The sequence below is a fragment of the Microvirga sp. CF3062 genome (genome assembly GCF_036314045.1).
In the GTDB taxonomy this organism is placed as follows: Bacteria; Pseudomonadota; Alphaproteobacteria; order Rhizobiales; family Beijerinckiaceae; genus Microvirga.
On record NZ_JAYGGN010000003.1, the window covers coordinates 409,575 to 426,278 of the forward strand.

Annotated in this window: 15 protein-coding genes; 6 read left to right on the forward strand and 9 right to left on the reverse strand. The window is 62.5% G+C overall.

From position 1 onward, the window contains the following. Positions 1-2: 2 nt before the first annotated feature. Both dapB and VB618_RS08055 read left to right on the forward strand, forming a co-directional pair. Positions 3-809: a 4-hydroxy-tetrahydrodipicolinate reductase gene (dapB, locus tag VB618_RS08050; RefSeq protein ID WP_329796081.1), complete on the forward strand. Its 807-nt coding sequence runs from the start codon at positions 3-5 to the stop codon at positions 807-809. A gap of 5 nt (positions 810-814) precedes the next feature. Beyond that, positions 815-1,987, forward strand: a complete 1,173-nt coding sequence (locus VB618_RS08055; protein WP_329796082.1) for a CaiB/BaiF CoA transferase family protein — start codon at positions 815-817, stop codon at positions 1,985-1,987. A gap of 104 nt (positions 1,988-2,091) precedes the next feature. Here the strand turns inward: VB618_RS08055 and VB618_RS08060 are convergent, their stop codons facing one another. Further along, on the reverse strand, positions 2,092-2,739 hold the full coding sequence (locus VB618_RS08060) for a TetR/AcrR family transcriptional regulator (RefSeq protein WP_329796083.1): 648 nt from the start codon (positions 2,737-2,739) through the stop codon (positions 2,092-2,094). An 88-nt stretch (positions 2,740-2,827) separates the two neighbouring features. On the opposite strand from VB618_RS08060, the gene VB618_RS08065 reads away from it, so the two are divergent. Together VB618_RS08065 and VB618_RS08070 are read left to right on the forward strand one after the other, a co-directional pair. Further along, on the forward strand, positions 2,828-3,961 hold the full coding sequence (locus VB618_RS08065; RefSeq protein ID WP_329796084.1) for an efflux RND transporter periplasmic adaptor subunit: 1,134 nt from the start codon (positions 2,828-2,830) through the stop codon (positions 3,959-3,961). Positions 3,962-3,970: 9 nt separating this feature from the next. Further along, positions 3,971-7,066 carry an efflux RND transporter permease subunit gene (locus VB618_RS08070; protein WP_329796085.1) on the forward strand — a complete coding sequence of 1,032 codons (3,096 nt, stop codon included), beginning with the start codon at positions 3,971-3,973 and terminating at the stop codon, positions 7,064-7,066. A gap of 82 nt (positions 7,067-7,148) precedes the next feature. Here the strand turns inward: VB618_RS08070 and VB618_RS08075 are convergent, their stop codons facing one another. The 7 genes from VB618_RS08075 to VB618_RS08105 form a co-directional block, all read right to left on the reverse strand. Then, positions 7,149-7,601, reverse strand: coding sequence for a Fur family transcriptional regulator (locus VB618_RS08075; RefSeq protein WP_329796086.1), 453 nt, complete (start codon positions 7,599-7,601; stop codon positions 7,149-7,151). Positions 7,602-7,797: 196 nt separating this feature from the next. Then, positions 7,798-8,205 carry a Fur family transcriptional regulator gene (locus VB618_RS08080; RefSeq protein WP_329796087.1) on the reverse strand — a complete coding sequence of 136 codons (408 nt, stop codon included), beginning with the start codon at positions 8,203-8,205 and terminating at the stop codon, positions 7,798-7,800. A 127-nt stretch (positions 8,206-8,332) separates the two neighbouring features. Next, positions 8,333-9,508, reverse strand: coding sequence for a Gfo/Idh/MocA family protein (locus VB618_RS08085; RefSeq protein WP_329796088.1), 1,176 nt, complete (start codon positions 9,506-9,508; stop codon positions 8,333-8,335). 18 nt (positions 9,509-9,526) lie between these two features. Beyond that, positions 9,527-10,588: a sugar phosphate isomerase/epimerase family protein gene (locus VB618_RS08090; RefSeq protein WP_329796089.1), complete on the reverse strand. Its 1,062-nt coding sequence runs from the start codon at positions 10,586-10,588 to the stop codon at positions 9,527-9,529. 122 nt (positions 10,589-10,710) lie between these two features. Continuing rightward, positions 10,711-11,661, reverse strand: coding sequence for an ABC transporter substrate-binding protein (locus VB618_RS08095; RefSeq protein WP_329796090.1), 951 nt, complete (start codon positions 11,659-11,661; stop codon positions 10,711-10,713). 68 nt (positions 11,662-11,729) lie between these two features. After that, positions 11,730-12,728 carry an ABC transporter permease gene (locus VB618_RS08100; protein WP_329796091.1) on the reverse strand — a complete coding sequence of 333 codons (999 nt, stop codon included), beginning with the start codon at positions 12,726-12,728 and terminating at the stop codon, positions 11,730-11,732. Beyond that, positions 12,725-14,245, reverse strand: a complete 1,521-nt coding sequence (locus tag VB618_RS08105; protein ID WP_329796092.1) for a sugar ABC transporter ATP-binding protein — start codon at positions 14,243-14,245, stop codon at positions 12,725-12,727. Before VB618_RS08105 ends, VB618_RS08100 begins: the two co-directional genes overlap by 4 nt. A 257-nt stretch (positions 14,246-14,502) precedes the next feature. Between VB618_RS08105 and VB618_RS08110 the strand changes: the two genes are divergently transcribed. Continuing rightward, a complete protein-coding gene (locus tag VB618_RS08110; protein ID WP_329796093.1) occupies positions 14,503-15,570 on the forward strand; it encodes a LacI family DNA-binding transcriptional regulator in 1,068 nt (355 codons plus the stop codon). Here the strand turns inward: VB618_RS08110 and VB618_RS08115 are convergent. Continuing rightward, positions 15,567-15,947: a hypothetical protein gene (locus VB618_RS08115; protein WP_329796094.1), complete on the reverse strand. Its 381-nt coding sequence runs from the start codon at positions 15,945-15,947 to the stop codon at positions 15,567-15,569. The genes VB618_RS08110 and VB618_RS08115 overlap by 4 nt on opposite strands. A 341-nt stretch (positions 15,948-16,288) precedes the next feature. On the opposite strand from VB618_RS08115, the gene VB618_RS08120 reads away from it, so the two are divergent. Continuing rightward, the gene (locus VB618_RS08120) at positions 16,289-16,702 is read left to right on the forward strand and encodes a VOC family protein (protein ID WP_329796095.1); all 414 of its coding nucleotides are present in this window, start codon (positions 16,289-16,291) and stop codon (positions 16,700-16,702) included. Positions 16,703-16,704: the final 2 nt, after the last annotated feature.

Here is a 16,704-nt window from a genome sequence, read left to right on the forward strand (position 1 = left end):
TCATGGCTCTTCGGATCACCCTTGCAGGATCGACCGGCTGGGTCGGCAAAGCCCTCGTGGCGGCGATTGCCGCCTCGGATGACCTCGTGCTGGCTGGCGCCGTCAGCCGCAGCGCTGCGGGCCAAGATACGGGCGAGGCCGCCGGCCTTCCCCGCCTCGGTGTTCCGATCAGCGCAACCCTTGAAGAGGCGCTGCGCGAGCCATCCGATGTGGTGATCGACTACACCAAGCCCGGCGCCGTGAAAGCCCATGCCCTTACGGCTCTCGCACAGAGTCGACACGTGATCGTCGGTACATCCGGCCTAAGCGCCGAAGATTACGCGGAGATTGACGCGCAGGCGCAGCAAGCGGGGCGGGGCGTGCTTGCGGCCGGCAATTTCTCGATCACAGCGACGCTGCTGCGCCGCTTCGCTCTTGAGGCCGCCCGCTACGTACCGGATGTCGAGATCATCGACTATGCCTCGGCCAAGAAGCCTGACACGCCTTCGGGCACCGCCCGCGAGCTGGCTGAGCTTCTGAGCGAGGCGCGCCAGCCTGCCACGTCGAAGCCCGTCGCCGAACTGACCGGCGTTCGCGAAACCCGCGGCGGTGCTCTGGGAGCCAAGGAGCCTGTGCAGGTTCATTCCCTGCGCATGCCCTCCTTTGTCCTGTCCTGCGAGGCGGTTTTCGGGGCCGATAACGAGCGGCTCGCGATCCGTCATGATGCGGGCTCGTCGGCTGCTCCCTATGTGGCCGGCACCCTGCTGGCAGCTCGTCGCGTTGGCTCGTTCACTGGCCTGCGGCGCGGCCTCGACAGCATCATGGATTGATCCGCATGAAACCGCTCGAAGGCCTCAAAGTCCTCGAACTCGCGCGCATTCTCGCCGGTCCCTGGGTCGGCCAGCTTCTCGCCGATCTCGGTGCCGATGTCGTGAAGGTGGAGCGGCCGGGCGCGGGCGACGACACCCGCGGCTGGGGGCCTCCCTTCGTGGAAGCGGCCGATGGCGGCGATCTCTCGGCGGCCTATTTCCATTCCTGCAACCGCGGCAAGCGCTCCATTGCGGCGGATTTCGAGACGCCTGAGGGCCAGGAGCTCGTCCGCAAACTTGCGGCACAAGCGGATGTGGTGATCGAGAACTTCAAAGTCGGCGGCTTGAAGAAATACGGGCTCGACTATGAGAGCCTGAAGACGATCAACCCGCGCCTCGTCTATTGCTCGATCACGGGCTTCGGCCAGGACGGACCTTATGCGTCCCGCGCCGGCTACGACTTCATGATCCAAGGCATGGGCGGGATCATGGACCTGACAGGCGATCCGGAGGGCGAGCCGCAGAAGATCGGTGTGGCCTACGTGGACATCTTCACCGGCGTCTATTCCGTCGTCGGCATTCTGGCCGCCCTTCGTCAGCGGGATGCGACGGGAGAGGGGGCGCATCTCGATATGGCGCTTCTCGACGTGCAGACGAGCGTGCTGGCGAACCAAGCCATGAACTACCTGGCCTCGGGCAAGTCACCCCGGCGCATGGGCAATGCCCATCCCAACATCGTGCCGTATCAGGTCTTCCCGGTGGCGGATGGTCATGTGATCGTGGCTGTGGGCAACGACGGGCAGTACGCCCGGTTCGTGTCGGTGCTGGGCAAGCCTGAACTGGCCCAGGATGAGCGCTTCAGGTCCAATGCGAGCCGTGTAGGCAACCGGGCCGAGCTGGTACCCATGCTGACCGAACTTACCCTGAAGACCACCCGCGAAACGCTGCTGTCCGCGCTCGAGAAGCAGGGCGTTCCGGCCGGCCCCATCAACACGGTGGCGGATGTCTTTGCCGACCCGCAGGTCATCGCCCGCGGCATGAGGATCGACCTGCCTTCGTCTGCGGCCAAGCATGGTGCCATCCCTTCCGTCCGCTCGCCGATCGTGATGAACGGGGAGCCGATGGCGGCGCAGCGGCCTTCGCCACGCCTGGGAGAGCATACGGATGAGGTGCTGAGCGACCCGTCCTGGATGGCCTGAGCGCACCAGCTTCTAGAGCTGCTTCCACTAACGTGGAATCATCTCTTCTTTGGGTTTGTCGCATTTTTGGACGGCGAACCGGATCCACTTCGCCGGAAAATGCTCTAGTCGGCGATGCCTTTAGTGACGAGGCGCTCGATGGCTTTCACGATCTGATTCCGGTCCTCATCAGAGAACGGGCTGAGATTGTGCATCTCGAGACTGCTTAGCCCTTCCGTTGCCAGCCATGCCAGCAGGGCAGCGTCGAGGTCATCCGAGGTTGCCTTGAGCTGCTCCAGGGTGGTGCGGATCACCTGACGCACGGGGTCGAGAAGGCGCGGATTCTCGGCCGTGGCCGCCATCATTCCGGTCGCCATATCCTGCATCTTGCCGCCGCAGCAAATATTCAGCAGGGTCTTGGTCACGACCCGGGCTTCCAGGTTGGGGCCAGGGAGGGCCTTTTCCCGCAAAACCTCCTTCTCGGAGGCAACCTGGTCGATCATGCGCTGAATCATCGCCTGCAACAGCGCATCTTTGGTCGGGAAGTTGTAGAGAAGCCCGCCCTTGCTGAGCCCGGCTCTTTCCGCCACGGCCTCAAGCGTCAACCGGCCGGCGCCAATCTCGCCAACAAGTTCTGCAGCCGCATCGAGAATTTTTTCTCGGGAACTCTTACGGCCTCTGGTACAGGGAAACAGCATCCATATCTCTTGTTTTGTGCGTTGCCGCACTTGCGACTGAACCGTCCAGACGGTATATAAATTGTTCCACGGCATTGGCGTCAAGGGAAAGTCGCGTTAATGCCGCACCTCCTTAGTCTTATATGAGCCCGTTAATATGGGTTCACAATCTCGGAAGAAGCCTATGAAACGGCGCCTTGTAGTCGGTCTTGTGTTCATTCTCGCGGTTGGCCTCTGCGGCGGCCTGATCTGGTTCAACTTCTTCCGCGACAAGATGATCACGCAGTTCTTCGCCACCATGCAGCAACCGGCGCAGACGGTTTCAGCTGCCAAGGTCGAGGCGAAGACCTGGTCGCCAAGCATCGGCGCCATCGGCACGGCCAAGGCTGCCAACGGGGTCGAACTGGCCTTCGAAATCGCCGGCATCGTCAAGGAAATCAAGTTCAAGGCGAACCAGAGCGTTCGCGAGGGCGAGGTTCTCGTTCAGCTTGACGATACTATCGAACGCGCCGACATTCAGGATGTCCAGGCGAATGTGAAGACCGCCGAAAGCAACTTCGAGCGTGCCAAGACCCTGTCGACCCGCGGCTATGGTACGGAAGCGAACTTCGATCAGGCCAGCGCCCTGCTCGCGGCTGCACGGTCGCGCTTGGCACGCCTGCAGGCCACGATTGAGCAGAAGGTCCTGAAGGCGCCGTTCTCCGGCGTCATCGGCATTCCGCGGATCGATGTCGGCCAGTATCTACAGCCGGGAACAGTCATCGCGAGCTTCCAGGATCTGTCGTCGATGAAGGTTGACTTCACGGTCCCGGAGCAGCGGGCTGGCGAGATCAAGCTCGGCCAGGAAATCCGAGTCGGCGTGACGGAGTCGGACCTGCCTTTCAAGGGGCGCGTCATCGGCAAGGATCCTCGGGTCGATCCGGCGACCCGGCTCGTCTCCGTTCAGGCGCTTATCGAGGACAACAAGGACGGGGCCATTCTCCCAGGCCAGTTCCTCCATGTGGAAGCGATCCTGCCGGAGCAGCCCAACGTCATGACCCTGCCACAGACGGCGGTTATCGCCAGCCTCTACGGGGATTACGTTTACACCATCGAGCAGGAAGAGCGGGCGGGCCAGCAGGTTCAGGTCGTCAAGCAGGTCTTCGTAAAGGCCGGCCGTCGCCGCGGCGGGGCTCTCGAGATCCTCTCCGGCCTCAATCCCGGTCAGCAGGTGGCTGCCTCGGGGCAGAACAAGCTGCAGGCCGGCTCGACCGTCAAGATCGACAACACCATCGATGTGACGAAGCTCGACACGACCAAGCTCGCAAGCGGGCAATAGGCATCAGCCATGAGTTTCACAGAACTTTTCATCCGCCGCCCCGTCCTGTCGATGGTGGTGAGCCTCCTGATCCTGCTGCTGGGTGCGCAGGGTCTGATGAACCTCCAGGTGCGTCAGTATCCTGAGGTCGAGGAAACCACCATCACGATCACGACGGCCTATACGGGCGCCAGCGCCGACCTGATCCAGGGCTTCATCAGCACGCCCATCGCCAAGTCCGTGTCGAGCGCCGAAGGCGTCGACTACGTGACGACGCAGAGCCGTCTCGGCGTCAGCACGGTGTCCGTGCGCATGCGCCTCAATACCGATCCGAACGCGGCGCTCACCGAAGTCACCTCCAAGGTGCAGCAGATCCGCGCGCAGCTTCCCTCCGAGGCTGAGGATCCGGTGATCATGAAGGGTACGGGCCAGAGCTTCGCCCTCATGTACATCACCTTCGGCAGCACGGAGATGAACCCGGAGCAGGTCTCCGAATTCCTCACCCGTGTGGTGCAGCCGCGTTTCGCGACGCTCGAGGGCGTCGGCAATGCCGAGATTCTCGGCGGGCGCGACTTCTCCATGCGTGTCTGGATTGATCCCGTGCGTCTGGCGGCTCGTGGTGTCACGGCCGGCGACGTGGTGGCGGCGATCAGGGCCAACAACTTCCTCGCGGCGCCCGGCAAGACCCAGAGCGAGTACGTGGCCTACCGGCTCGACATGCAGACGACCCTGCAGACGCCTGAGACTTTCGGCACGCTGCCGATCCGCTCGAACGGCGATCAGGTCGTGCGCCTGCGCGACGTGGCGGATGTGGAGCTCGGACCCGAGAGCACGGACACCATCGTCAGCTTCAACGGCAGCCAGGGTACCTTCATCGGGATCGTGCCGACGCCTTCGGCCAATCCCCTGACCGTTGCCGAAGAAGTCACGAAGGCCATCGAGGGAATTCGCTCGACTCTGCCTCAGGGCATGACGGTCGAGATCGTCTACGATGCGTCGAACTTCATCTCGGCCTCGATCGAGGAGGTGTTCAAGACCATCGGCGAGGCGGCGCTCATCGTCGTGGTGGTGATCCTGCTGTTCTTAGGCTCCTTCCGCTCGGTGCTGATCCCCATCGTGACGATCCCGCTCTCGCTCGTGGGCGTGTGCTTCTTCCTCTATGCGTTGGGCTATTCGATCAACCTGCTCACCCTGCTGGCCATGGTGCTCGCCATCGGTCTCGTGGTCGACGACGCCATCGTGGTGCTGGAGAACATCCACCGCCACATCGAAGAGGGATTGAAACCGGTCGATGCGGCAATCGTCGGCATGAAGGAGATCTTCCTGCCGATCGTTTCCATGACGGTCACCCTTGCGGCGGTGTATGCCCCGATCGGCTTCACGCAAGGCCTGACAGGCTCGCTCTTCCGCGAGTTCGCCTTCACCCTGGCCGGAGCCGTGATCATCTCGGGCATCGTCGCCGTGACGCTCTCGCCCATGATGTCCTCCAAGCTGCTGAAGGGTCACGGTGGCCAGGGGCGCTTTGCCGCTTTCGTCGATCGTGTCTTCACCCGGCTTGAGAACTGGTATTCCCGGCGCCTGAAGGGCTCGCTGGATTATCGCGGGGTGACGCTCGTTATCGTCGCCGTCCTGCTCGGCACCACGGCATTCATGTTCACCAAGACCTCCTCCGAACTTGCGCCGGAAGAGGATCAGGGCGCCTATCTCGGCATCCTGAACGCGCCGAAATATGCGACCGCCGATTATACCCAGGCTTTCTCCAAGCAGTTCACCAATGCAGCGGAGAAGATCAAGGAAATCGACGACAGCTTCCTGATCGTCGGCATCGACGGCGGCGGCGGCGGCTTCTTCGGCTTCAAGCTGAAGGAATGGAGCGAGCGCGAGAAGAAGGGTGCCGAGACCAAGCAGGACATTCAGAATCTTCTGAATGAGAATGCCGGCCTCCAGGCTTTCGCCTTCGCGCCTCCGTCCCTGCCCGGAGCCGGTGACGGTCTGCCGATCCAGTATGTTCTGCGCACGATCGGCGATTCCTCCCAAGCCTATGAGGTCGCGGATGAGATCCGCAAGCGGGCGATGAAGTCGGGCAAGTTCATCGTTGTCCAGAACTCCATTTCCTACGAGTCGCCGCGCGCACGCATCACGGTCGACCGTGATCGGGCTGCCGCTTTGGGCGTGCCCGTGTCCGAGATCGGTAACACCCTCGGTGCTCTCGTCGGCGGCGCGCCGATCTCGAAGTTCGACCGGGACAACAGGAGCTATGACGTCGTCAGCCAGGTCCGGCAGGAGGATCGCCTGAATCCGGAGCGCTTGACCGCGTACTATGTCCGCGCATCCGATGGGTCCATGGTTCCGTTGTCTGCCCTCATCAGCATCAAGACCGATGCAGCGCCGGCTGCCATCGAGCAGTTCAACCAGCTCAATTCGGCAACGCTGTCGGCCCTGCCCCTGCCTGGAGTGACGACCTCAGAAGGTCTGGCAACCTTGCGCTCTATCGCGAAAGAGGTCATGCCGCAGGGCTTCTACGAGGATTATGCCGGTCAGTCGCGCCTGGAAATCCAGGAGGGCAACTCGATCTTCCTGGCGTTCGGGCTCGCCATCATCGTGATCTATCTGGTGCTGGCTGCGCAGTTCGAGAGCTTCCGCGATCCGTTCATCATCATGATGTCGGTTCCGCTCTCCATGTTCGGCGCGATGATCTTCCTGAACTTAGGTCTCGCTACCCTCAACATCTACACGCAGGTGGGTCTGATCACCCTTGTGGGCCTGATCACCAAGCATGGCATCCTCATGGTGGAGTTCGCCAACGAGCAGAAGGAGAAGCACGGGGTCAGCAAGCGTGAGGCCATCGAGGAGGCGGCTCGCGTCCGTCTGCGCCCGATCCTGATGACCACGGCTGCCATGGTGCTGGGCGTCGCGCCTCTGCTCTATGCCAGCGGTGCCGGTGCGGCTGCCCGCTTCTCAATGGGCCTCGTGATCGCGTCCGGCATGTCCATCGGCACGATCTTCACGCTCTTCGTGGTGCCGATGTTCTACACCTTCATCTCACGGGAGACGGTGCGCGTCGGACGGACCAGTGACCGGGTGGAAGAGAAACACCATCACCGTCAGCCAGTCGCGGCGGAATGACAAAGAAAAGGCCGGGCAATGCCCGGCCTTTTGAGTCTCGTCTTAAGAGGCAGGGTCGGCACCGACTCTGCCTCTTCTTGGATCAGTGGGTGATCTCGCCCTCGACTTCCATGAAGGGGGAGACAGACTTGAAACCGGCCTGCTCTGCAGCCTTACGTACGGCCTCGGCAACTTCGGTCGAGTGAACCTCGACGGTTTCGCCGGTCTTCGCATCCACGAACATGATCTTCATGGCGTTAATTTCCGGCTGGCCATGAGAGATGACATAGGAATTCTGGGTGGCCAGACGGTGGACGAGGCCTGCATCGCGCAGGAAGTCCAGGGCACGATAGATGGTCACCGGAGCAAGACGCTTCTTCTCGTTGCTCAGGCGATCGACCAGATCATAAGCCCCAACCGGGCCGCCGCTCTGGACCAGTTCGCGATAGACGCGCTCCCGTATCGGCGTGAGCCTGAGATTATTCTGCCGGCACACATCGTCGGCACGACGGAGGAGGTTGTCCTCTTCTTCCTTCCTGAGGGCCTTTGTGCTCATGAGCCACACTCCTGTTATTACGGAACCTATACATTCATATAGGGAAAAAACGGCTCTGACAATGTGCTATCGTTGCGAAAGGTGCCGGAATTACACATTTTCCTCAACGGAAGGGGCGGGACTAGCCATAATAGAAGCCGGTATCCGTGAGTTACACGTAATAACGTTTATCTAAGTTGAGGGTTCCCGCAGGCGCTTACTTTTGGCAGGTGTCGCAAAGGCCTCGGATCTCCACCGTCACCTTCTTGGCCGAGAAGGCGTGATCGTCGCTCCAGTGGGACAGGCGCTCGCTGATATGCGGATCGGTAAATTCCTTCACCAAGCCGCAACTTTCGCAAATCGCAAAGGCTGCCATATCCTGATGGTCATGAGGATGCTTGCAGGCGACGTAGGCGTTCAGGCTCTCGAGCCGGTGGGCGAGGCCCTTCTCGATGAGCTTGTCCAGCGATCTATAGACTGTGGGCGGCGTGACGGCCCCCTTGCCGCGCATCTTGTCGAGGACCTCGTAGGCCGAGAGCGGATTCTGGGCAGAGCAGAGAATTCGATGAACCCGCTTCTGGGTCTCGTTCAGGTTGTCGAGGCTGTGGTGATGCGTATGGGCCATCTGAAATCGTTGGTTCCGCCGTGCGTGGTCACCCTATACGTCATGATTGCGGATGTGATTTCAAGACACCTAGACCGATCGCCCTGCCAGAGCTGCACCGGCAGGGCTTTTTCATTGATCGGCCGCTTTACAGATCCACCCAGGCCGCCTTGCGCTGCGAGGAACGCACTGCCGCTTCGATGAAGCGCACACCGCGGACGCCATGATCCACGGTTGGAACCTGAAGCGAGAAGGGACTGGGCTCGCGCTTCTCGATGCGCGCCGTGATCTGCTCGGCCACGTCCGTGTAGAGCTGGGCGAAGCCTTCGAGATAGCCTTCAGGATGTCCGCCCGGGATGCGTGACGCAGCGCGCGAGGCTTCGTCTGCCCCAGAGCCGTTGCGGCGGATGGTGCGGGGCGGCTCGCCCAAGGCTGAGAAGGTGAGGTAGTTCGGGTTCTCCTGGTGCCATTCGAGACCTGCCTTCTCGCCATAGACGCGGATCTTAAGGCCGTTCTCCAAGCCGGCAGCCACCTGGCTGCACCAGAGCATGCCTTTCGCGCCGGATGCAAAACGCAGCATCATATGGGCATTGTCGTCAAGCCTGCGGCCCTCCACGAAGGTGTGAAGCTCTGCCGAGAGGGATGCGACCTCATCGCCTACGATGAACTCGGCGAGATTGAAGGCATGCGTGCCAATGTCGCCGACGGCACCGGCTGGACCCGAGCGTGCCGGATCCGTGCGCCATTCGGCCTGCTTGCTGCCGGTCTCCTCCATGCGGGTGGCGAGCCAGTCCTGCGCGTATTCCACCTGCACGACGCGAATGGCACCCAGCTCTCCCGCCTGCACCATGGCGCGGGCCTGCCGCACCAGGGGATAGCCGGTGTAGTTGTGGGTCACCGCGAAGATGAGACCCGACTCACGGGCGAGCTTGGCGAGCTGGTCCGCCTCGCGTCGCGTCGTCGTGAGCGGCTTGTCGCAGATCACATGAATTCCGGCTTTCAGGAACGCGCGGGCCGCCGCCGCATGGGCGTGGTTTGGTGTGACGATGGCGACCGCATCAATGCCATCCTTGAGCCGCCGCTCGCGGCGCGCCATCTCGTTGAAGTCGCCATAGATGCGGTCGGGCTTCAGGAGGAGATCCTCACCGGAAGCCTTGGCACGCTCCGGATTGGACGAGAGAGCACCCGCCACCAGTTCCCAGCGGTCGTCGATGCGGGCGGCGATGCGGTGGACCGCGCCGATGAAGGCGCCGCGCCCGCCACCGACCATGCCGAGGCGTAAGCGGCGGTTCAGCTTCTGATCCGGAGATCCTGCAATCGTCATGAACGTGCCCCTGGTCGTTTATGCTTGAGCGATGCCGAGCATCCGGCGGTTGGCCGCCTCGTCCGTTCCGCCGGCGGCGAAGTCGTCGAAGGCTTTTTCCGTGACACGGATGATATGCGCTTTGATGAACTCGGCGCCTTCACGCGCGCCATCTTCCGGGTGCTTGATGGCGCATTCCCATTCCAGCACGGCCCAGGAATCGTAGTCGTACTGGGCGAGCTTGGAGAAGATCGCGCCGAAATCCACCTGTCCATCGCCGAGCGACCGGAAGCGGCCGGCGCGGTTGATCCAGCTCTCATACCCGCCATAGACGCCGACGCGACCGGACGGGTTGAACTCCGCGTCCTTGGCGTGGAACGCCTTGATGCGCTCGTGGTAGAGATCGATGAAGGCGACGTAGTCGAGCTGCTGCAGCAGGAAATGGCTCGGGTCGTAGTTGATGCAGGCGCGGGCGTGCCCGCCGACTGCATCGACGAAGCGCTCGAAGGTGGCGCCGTCGTGAATGTCCTCGCCCGGATGAATCTCGTAGGCCACGTCGCAGCCCGCATCCTCATAGGCGTCGAGGATCGGCTTCCACCGGCGCCCCAATTCCTCGAAGGCGGTCTCGACGAGGCCGGCAGGGCGCTGTGGCCAGGGATACATGAAGGGCCAGGCGAGCGCGCCGGAGAAGGACACGCTGACATTCAGGCCGAGACGCTTTGAGGCCTTGGCCGCCATCAGCATCTGGTTGACGGCCCATTCCTGCCGCGCCTTCGGGTTGCCCCTGACTTCAGGCGCCGCGAATCCATCGAAGGCCTCATCGAAGGCCGGATGCACCGCCACGAGCTGGCCCTGCAGATGGGTGGAGAGCTCCGTGATCTCCAGGCCATGGGAGCGCACGACCCCTAGGATCTCATCGCAATAAGTTTGCGACTCCGCCGCCTTCTTCAGATCGATGAGGCGTGCGTCCCAGGTGGGGATCTGCACGCCCTTGTAGCCGAGGGAGGCCGCCCAGCGGCAGATCGCGTCCAGAGAATTGAACGGGGCCTCGTCGCCTGCGAACTGCGCAAGGAAAAGGCCGGGACCCTTCATGGTCTTCATGGGTGAACTCCCGAGATGGCGTGAGGGAAGGCGGGAAATCCGGCAAGGGGAAGCTGCCCGAATGTCGAGCAGCTTGCCGTTGCCTCGCCCCTTCCAGGAGGAAGGGGCGAGAGCGCCGCCGCTTAGAACGGGGAGTTCGGGAAGTAATGATCCTTGGCGTTGTCCTTGGTGATGAGCTGCGCATTCAGCACGAATGTGCCGCGCATCGGTGCGTTCGAGTAAAAGTGCGCAGCCGTCACGTGCATTGCCGTTGCGACCAATGCCGGCGGATAGGTGACATTAACGGGGATCATCTTGTCACCGTCCATAACGCGCTTGACCATCTCCTTCATGCCGGCGCCGCCGACCACGAACTTGATGTCCTCGCGCTTGGCCTGACGGATGGCTTCGAGAACGCCGAGCGCCATGTCGTCGTCAGCCGCCCAGACCGCATCGATCTTCGGATGCTTGGAGAGGAAGTCCTGCATCACCTTGAAGGCATCGTCGCGGTTCCAGTTGGCGTACTGCCTGTCGAGGATCTTGACGCCCGAGCCCTGGATGGCCTTCTCGAAGTTCGTCACGCGCTCGTCGTCGAGCACGGTCGGAATGCCGCGCAGCACCACGATGTTGCCCTGCTTCAGGGTATCGGCGAAGTACTTGCCGGCGATCCGGCCGAAGCCGGGATTGTCACCTGCCACGTAGATGTCCTGGATCGACGGATCTTTCAGGCCACGGTCGATGACGGTGACGAGAACGCCCTTGTTCTTTACCTGCCTGACGGGGTCTGTCAGCTCGTCGGAGTTGAAGGGCAGCACCACGAGCGCATCGATCTTCTGTGCTGTGAGATCGTCGAGGGCGTTCGCCTGAGCGGCTCCATCCGGTGACGTCTTGACGATCACCTTCAGGCCGGGATGCGCCTTCTCAAGAGCCTTGGCGGTTTCTTGGGCGTGGTAGACGGCTCCACCCGTCCAGCCGTGGGTGGCAGCGGGGATCGACACGCCGATGGTGACGTTCTTTTGCTGGGCCATCGCGCCGGTGGCAACGCCGGCCATCAGGCCTGCCGCCATGGCGATCTTCAGTGCAGTTGCTTTCATTTCATTCCTCCCTGGAGGGTTGGTCTTCTAAGCCCTTTGTCCCTTTTCCGGTGGGCTTAAGCCGGGTTTCATCGCCCGCGGTGGACTGACCGCTGCACGAGCATGGCGATAATGATAATGGCGCCCTGAACTGCACCCACGAGAAACTCGGAGACGAAGTTCGACAGCACCATGATGTTGGCTACAAGTTCGAGGATCACCGCGCCGACGACGGTGCCCCAAACGCGGCCGATGCCGCCCTTGAGCGCCGTGCCGCCGATGACTACGGCGGTGATGGCCTGCAGCTCCCACAATAGGCCTGTGGTCGGAGTGGCGGAGCCCAGGCGCGGCACGTAGACCAGCACGGCGATGCCGACGCAGATACCCTGGATGATGTAGGTGAGCGTGCGTACGCGCCAGATCGGCACGCCGGAATAGCGGGCGACATCCTCATTGGAGCCGAGCGCCACTACATGGCGGCCGAAGGAGGTGCGGTAGAGGATCAGCGCACCAATGGAGGCCACGGCCAGGAAGGCGATGATCGGAACCGGGATGCCGAGGACAGTGCCGAAATAGACGGGCCGGTAGAGTTCGCGCAGCTCCAGATTACGGATGGTGATGGTGCCGCCGGCGGCAAGCCAGATGATGAGGGAACGGAAGATCCCCATGGTGCCAAGCGTTACGATGAAAGGCTCGATACGGCCGAAGGTGACGATAAGGCCGTTCGCCAGCCCGCAGGCGGCACTCAAGGCAATGGCCGCCAGCATACCCAGCGCCAGGGTGCCCATATCGGCGCTGCCCTGCGAATTCATGGTCAGGATCATGACACCTGCGGTCAGCGCCGCCATGGAGCCGACAGACAGATCGAGCCCGCCGCTGGCGATCACGAAGGTCGCACCCACCGCGATGATGGCGATAAAGGCCGAGCGTGTCACCACGTTGAGCAGGTTCGAGGCGGTCAGGAAGTCGGGATTGATCAGCGCGCCTGCAATGATCAGAATGATCAGCGCGATGAAGGGCGCGAGCGCCCGCATGTCCATCTTGAACTTGCGCTTTTCGGCGCGGGTGGGAAGCACGGTTTCCGTCATGCGTGGCCAGCAGCGATCTCCGCCGCCCTTTCCTCGTGAACGCCTGTGGCGAGATAAACGATAGCGTCTTCCGACAAGCCGTCTTGAGCGACTTCGCCCGCGACGCGCCCGTTGCGCATCACGACGACCCGGTGGCACAGACCAATCAGCTCCTGCATCTCGGAGGAGATGACGACGACAGCGCGGCCTTCAGCGGCGAGCGACGCGATGAAGCTGTAGATCTGCTCCTTGGTGCCGATGTCGACACCCCGCGTCGGCTCGTCGATGATGACGATGCGGGGCTCCACCAGCATCATCTTGGCGAGCAGCAGCTTCTGCTGATTCCCGCCGGAGAGCTGGCCTGCCAGAAGGTCGCGACTCCGGGTACGGATGTCGAAATCCTTGATTGCCCCGTCGAGCGCCGTCTCCTCGGCGGCCACGTCGATGAACGAGCCGCGCGTGAACTTGTCCAGGGCGGCCAGGGAGAGATTGATGCGCAGGTTCTGCTGCAGCAGCAAGCCTTTGCCCTTGCGGTCCTCGGAGAGGTAGACGATGCCGGCCGCCATCGCCTCGCGAGCATCGCGGAAATGAACCTGCTTACCGTCGAGGGTGATCGTGCCGGTCCCTGCGCGAAGTCCCACGAGCGCTTCGAACAGCTCGGTGCGTCCGGCGCCGATCAGGCCGCCGAAGCCGAGGATCTCGCCGCGACGCAGAGTGAAGGACACATTCTCCACGAAGCCCGGCACGGCCATGTCGCGAACCGCCAGAACGGTCTGGTCGGAGGCGGTCTCCGGTTTTTCGGGATACAGCTTGGACATGTCGCGGCCCACCATGAGGCGTGCCATCTCCAGCGGCTCCAGCCCCTCGATGTCGCGGGTGGCGATGTGGCGCCCATCGCGCAGAACCGTGACGCGGTCGGCCACGGCCTTCACCTCATTGAGGCGGTGGGAAATGTAGAGAACCGCCACGCCCTGGGCGCGCAGCTTGCGGATGATCTCGAACAGGCTCTCGGCCTCGATGGGGGTGAGAACTGCCGTCGGCTCATCGAAGGCGACGACCTTGTGCGGCACGAGCAGCGCGCGGGCGATCTGCACCAGCTGCCGGTCGGCGATGGACAGGCGGCTGACCTCCCGGTCGGGATCGATGCTCGTGCCGAGCTCCCGCAGGATGTCCCGCGTCTGCTCGCGCATGGCCTTGTCGTCGACGAAGCCGTAGCGCTTGATCTCGCGGCCGAGGAAAAGATTTTGCGCCACCGTCAGGTCCGGGGCGAGGAGGATCTCCTGGTGCACGAGAACGATGCCGTGAGCCTCGGCATCGACTGGCCCCGAGAAGGTAATCGGCTGGCCGTTCAGATGCAGGCTGCCTTTCGTCGGCGCGATGTGGCCCGACAGGATGCGCATCAGCGTCGACTTGCCGGCTCCGTTCTCGCCGATGACGGCATGAACCTCGCCGGGCTTCAGATCCAGCGAAATACCGCTCAGGACCTCGATGGGTCCGAAGGATTTCGAGATGTTCTCGGCGCGAAGAACGGAATCCATAAACTGTTCCGGATGAGCGGTGTCGCTCGCCTTCAATCGTGTGAAGGCGGTCGTCGAAAAGGCGGTGCCTGTGAAGATCAGCTGGGTGAAGCGTGAGCTGGCATTCGTTTCCTCCTGCTTATCGACGTGTCCTCTACCGGGACTTTTGACGATCTAGTGCTATCGAAGGGCTCGACAATGGCCCTATGTAATCGATTACATGCAGCTTTACCGAAACGTCGGCTTCTGTCAAACAGGACCATCGTAGGGGGAGATCCATGGACGAGGCCGGGCAGGGAGACATGGCTGAGCAGGAGGCAATTCCGGTTCGCGCTGCCCGGATTCAGGACGTCGCCAAACTTGCCGAGGTCTCGACGGCCACCGTCAGCCGAGCGCTCGCCACGCCGGAGCGAGTCTCTCCCGAGGCCCGCGCCCGGGTTCTGGAGGCCATCGCCAAGACCGGCTATGTGCCCAACCCCGCCGCCCGTTCCCTGCGTTCGCAGAAGACCTTCATGGTGCTGGTCGTCCTGCCGGATCTGTCGAACACTTTCTTTTCCAAAATTCTGCGCGGCATCGAGGAGACGCTTTTCGAGGCTGGCTACGGCATGATCATCAGCGATCTCGATGGCTCACCCGAGAAGGAAGCGCATTTCGCGGCCTTCACGGCGGCAGGCCGCGTGGATGGCGCTATTCTGCTCAACGGCCACCTGTTCGGGCAGACACGGGAAGGGGAGGGGCAGCCAGCCCGGATCACGATCCCGCTTGTGGCCCTGTGCGAGGCGATCCCCGGTGCCGACATTCCGCAGATCGAGATCGACAACCGCGCTGCCGCCTCACGCATGATCCAGCATCTCGTCGCGTTGGGGCACCGGCGCATTGCCTATGTGAGCGGACCGGCGAACAACATCCTGGAGCGCGAGCGCTTCTTAGGCTTCAAGGAGGGATTGGAGGCCGCAGGCCTGCCCTTCGATCCGGCGCTCGTAATACCCGGCGATTATACGATCGAATCCGGCGTGGCGGCCGGCCAGGGCCTGGTCGCCCGAACCGTCCGTCCGACGGCGGTCTTCTGCACCAGCGACGAAATGGCGATTGGGCTCATGCGCACCCTTTTCTCCGCCGGTTTGCGGGTGCCGGAGGATATCTCGGTTGCAGGATTCGACGATATTGAATTCGCGGCCGTGGCCGAGCCATCGCTGACCACGATCCATCAGCCGCGACGGGAACTCGGGCAAGCGGCCGCGACGGTTCTCATCGATCTGCTGCAGGGGCGCCCGACGCTCAAGCAGATCCGGCTCGAGACCGAGCTTGTCATCCGGGACAGCGTCAAGCCGCCCCGACAATCCTAAAACACCGAAAACGCCCCGACGAACAGCACCAGCACGAGCGCGATGAAGCCGACATAGCCGGCAAGCGCCTTCCGTGAGTGCCGGTGGGCATAGCTGTCCTTGTCGCTGCCGTTCTGCCAGCGCGCCGACGACTCCTGATGCCGGGCAATGTCCACCTGTTCTGGCGTCAGCGGGCTGCCGCCGGCTTCCTCATCGGTGCCGAGAGGGGAAAGGCCGGGGTCGAACACCTCGTTCTTGTCCCCCGTGCGGCCACTGTTGATGTCACCCTTCAGCTGCGCCGTGGTCGAGCCCTCGTTCATGGGCGGAGGATCCATCGGCTTGATCGTGTGGGTCCGAGGAATATCGGTGTGGTTGGGGTTGTCTGAACGAGTGGACATGAAGGCTCTCCCGGGATCCGCTGATGGGAAAACCGCCGGAGGAGTATGAGGTTCCTGCTCTGCGACCTGACCGGAAGCCGTTGCGCGGGCAAGAAAAAAGGCCGTTGTTGCCAACGGCCCGAAGTTTAGGGAGGAAACGCCCTAGAAGGGCTGCAACGCGGCAACGCCAATCGCCGTGTTGCACTGCAATAAGTAAAAGACACCTCGGCAGGTTTCAAGGTTAAAAGGTCAGCATCGTTGCCCAATTTTTCAGCTCTCTGCCGCCTCTGAGCTCCAGGGGAACCTGGACAGGATAGCGATGGAAGCCAAATGGGCGGGATCAGGATATCATGAGGTCCGCGATGCCGAAGCTGAACGCCGTGCTCGAATCCGCTCTTTACGTCGACGATCTGTCCCGTGCCAGGGAGTTCTACGAGAGCAGCCTCGGCTTGCCGCTCCTGTTGGCCAACCAGCGAATGTGTGCGTTCGATGTCGGTGGCAGGAGCGTGCTCCTCGTCTTCCTCCGGGGCGGCTCGAGGGAGGACATGACGACGCCCGGGGGCACGATCCCCGGCCATGACGGGCAGGGCCCGCTTCACATCGGCTTTGCCGTCGCGGCCGACGAGCTTGCTGCCTGGGAGCAGGGGCTGGACGAGCACGGAATTCCCATCGAGAGCCGGGTGACTTGGCCGCAAGGCGGCATCAGCGTGTATTTCCGCGATCCGGACGGGCACGTTCTCGAACTGGCCACACCTGGGCTCTGGGCGACGTATTGATC

Coding starts and splice junctions, on each gene's coding strand:
- VB618_RS08070 (WP_329796085.1), top strand. CDS start 3,971: ATGAGTTTCACAGAACTTTTCATCCGCCGCCCCGTCCTGTCGATGGTG.
- VB618_RS08105 (WP_329796092.1), bottom strand. CDS start 14,245: ATGGATTCCGTTCTTCGCGCCGAGAACATCTCGAAATCCTTCGGACCC.
- VB618_RS08095 (WP_329796090.1), bottom strand. CDS start 11,661: ATGAAAGCAACTGCACTGAAGATCGCCATGGCGGCAGGCCTGATGGCC.
- VB618_RS08120 (WP_329796095.1), top strand. CDS start 16,289: ATGCCGAAGCTGAACGCCGTGCTCGAATCCGCTCTTTACGTCGACGAT.
- VB618_RS08060 (WP_329796083.1), bottom strand. CDS start 2,739: ATGCCGTGGAACAATTTATATACCGTCTGGACGGTTCAGTCGCAAGTG.
- VB618_RS08085 (WP_329796088.1), bottom strand. CDS start 9,508: ATGACGATTGCAGGATCTCCGGATCAGAAGCTGAACCGCCGCTTACGC.
- VB618_RS08055 (WP_329796082.1), top strand. CDS start 815: ATGAAACCGCTCGAAGGCCTCAAAGTCCTCGAACTCGCGCGCATTCTC.
- VB618_RS08075 (WP_329796086.1), bottom strand. CDS start 7,601: ATGAGCACAAAGGCCCTCAGGAAGGAAGAAGAGGACAACCTCCTCCGT.
- dapB (WP_329796081.1), top strand. CDS start 3: ATGGCTCTTCGGATCACCCTTGCAGGATCGACCGGCTGGGTCGGCAAA.
- VB618_RS08100 (WP_329796091.1), bottom strand. CDS start 12,728: ATGACGGAAACCGTGCTTCCCACCCGCGCCGAAAAGCGCAAGTTCAAG.
- VB618_RS08115 (WP_329796094.1), bottom strand. CDS start 15,947: ATGTCCACTCGTTCAGACAACCCCAACCACACCGATATTCCTCGGACC.
- VB618_RS08065 (WP_329796084.1), top strand. CDS start 2,828: ATGAAACGGCGCCTTGTAGTCGGTCTTGTGTTCATTCTCGCGGTTGGC.
- VB618_RS08110 (WP_329796093.1), top strand. CDS start 14,503: ATGGACGAGGCCGGGCAGGGAGACATGGCTGAGCAGGAGGCAATTCCG.
- VB618_RS08080 (WP_329796087.1), bottom strand. CDS start 8,205: ATGGCCCATACGCATCACCACAGCCTCGACAACCTGAACGAGACCCAG.
- VB618_RS08090 (WP_329796089.1), bottom strand. CDS start 10,588: ATGAAGACCATGAAGGGTCCCGGCCTTTTCCTTGCGCAGTTCGCAGGC.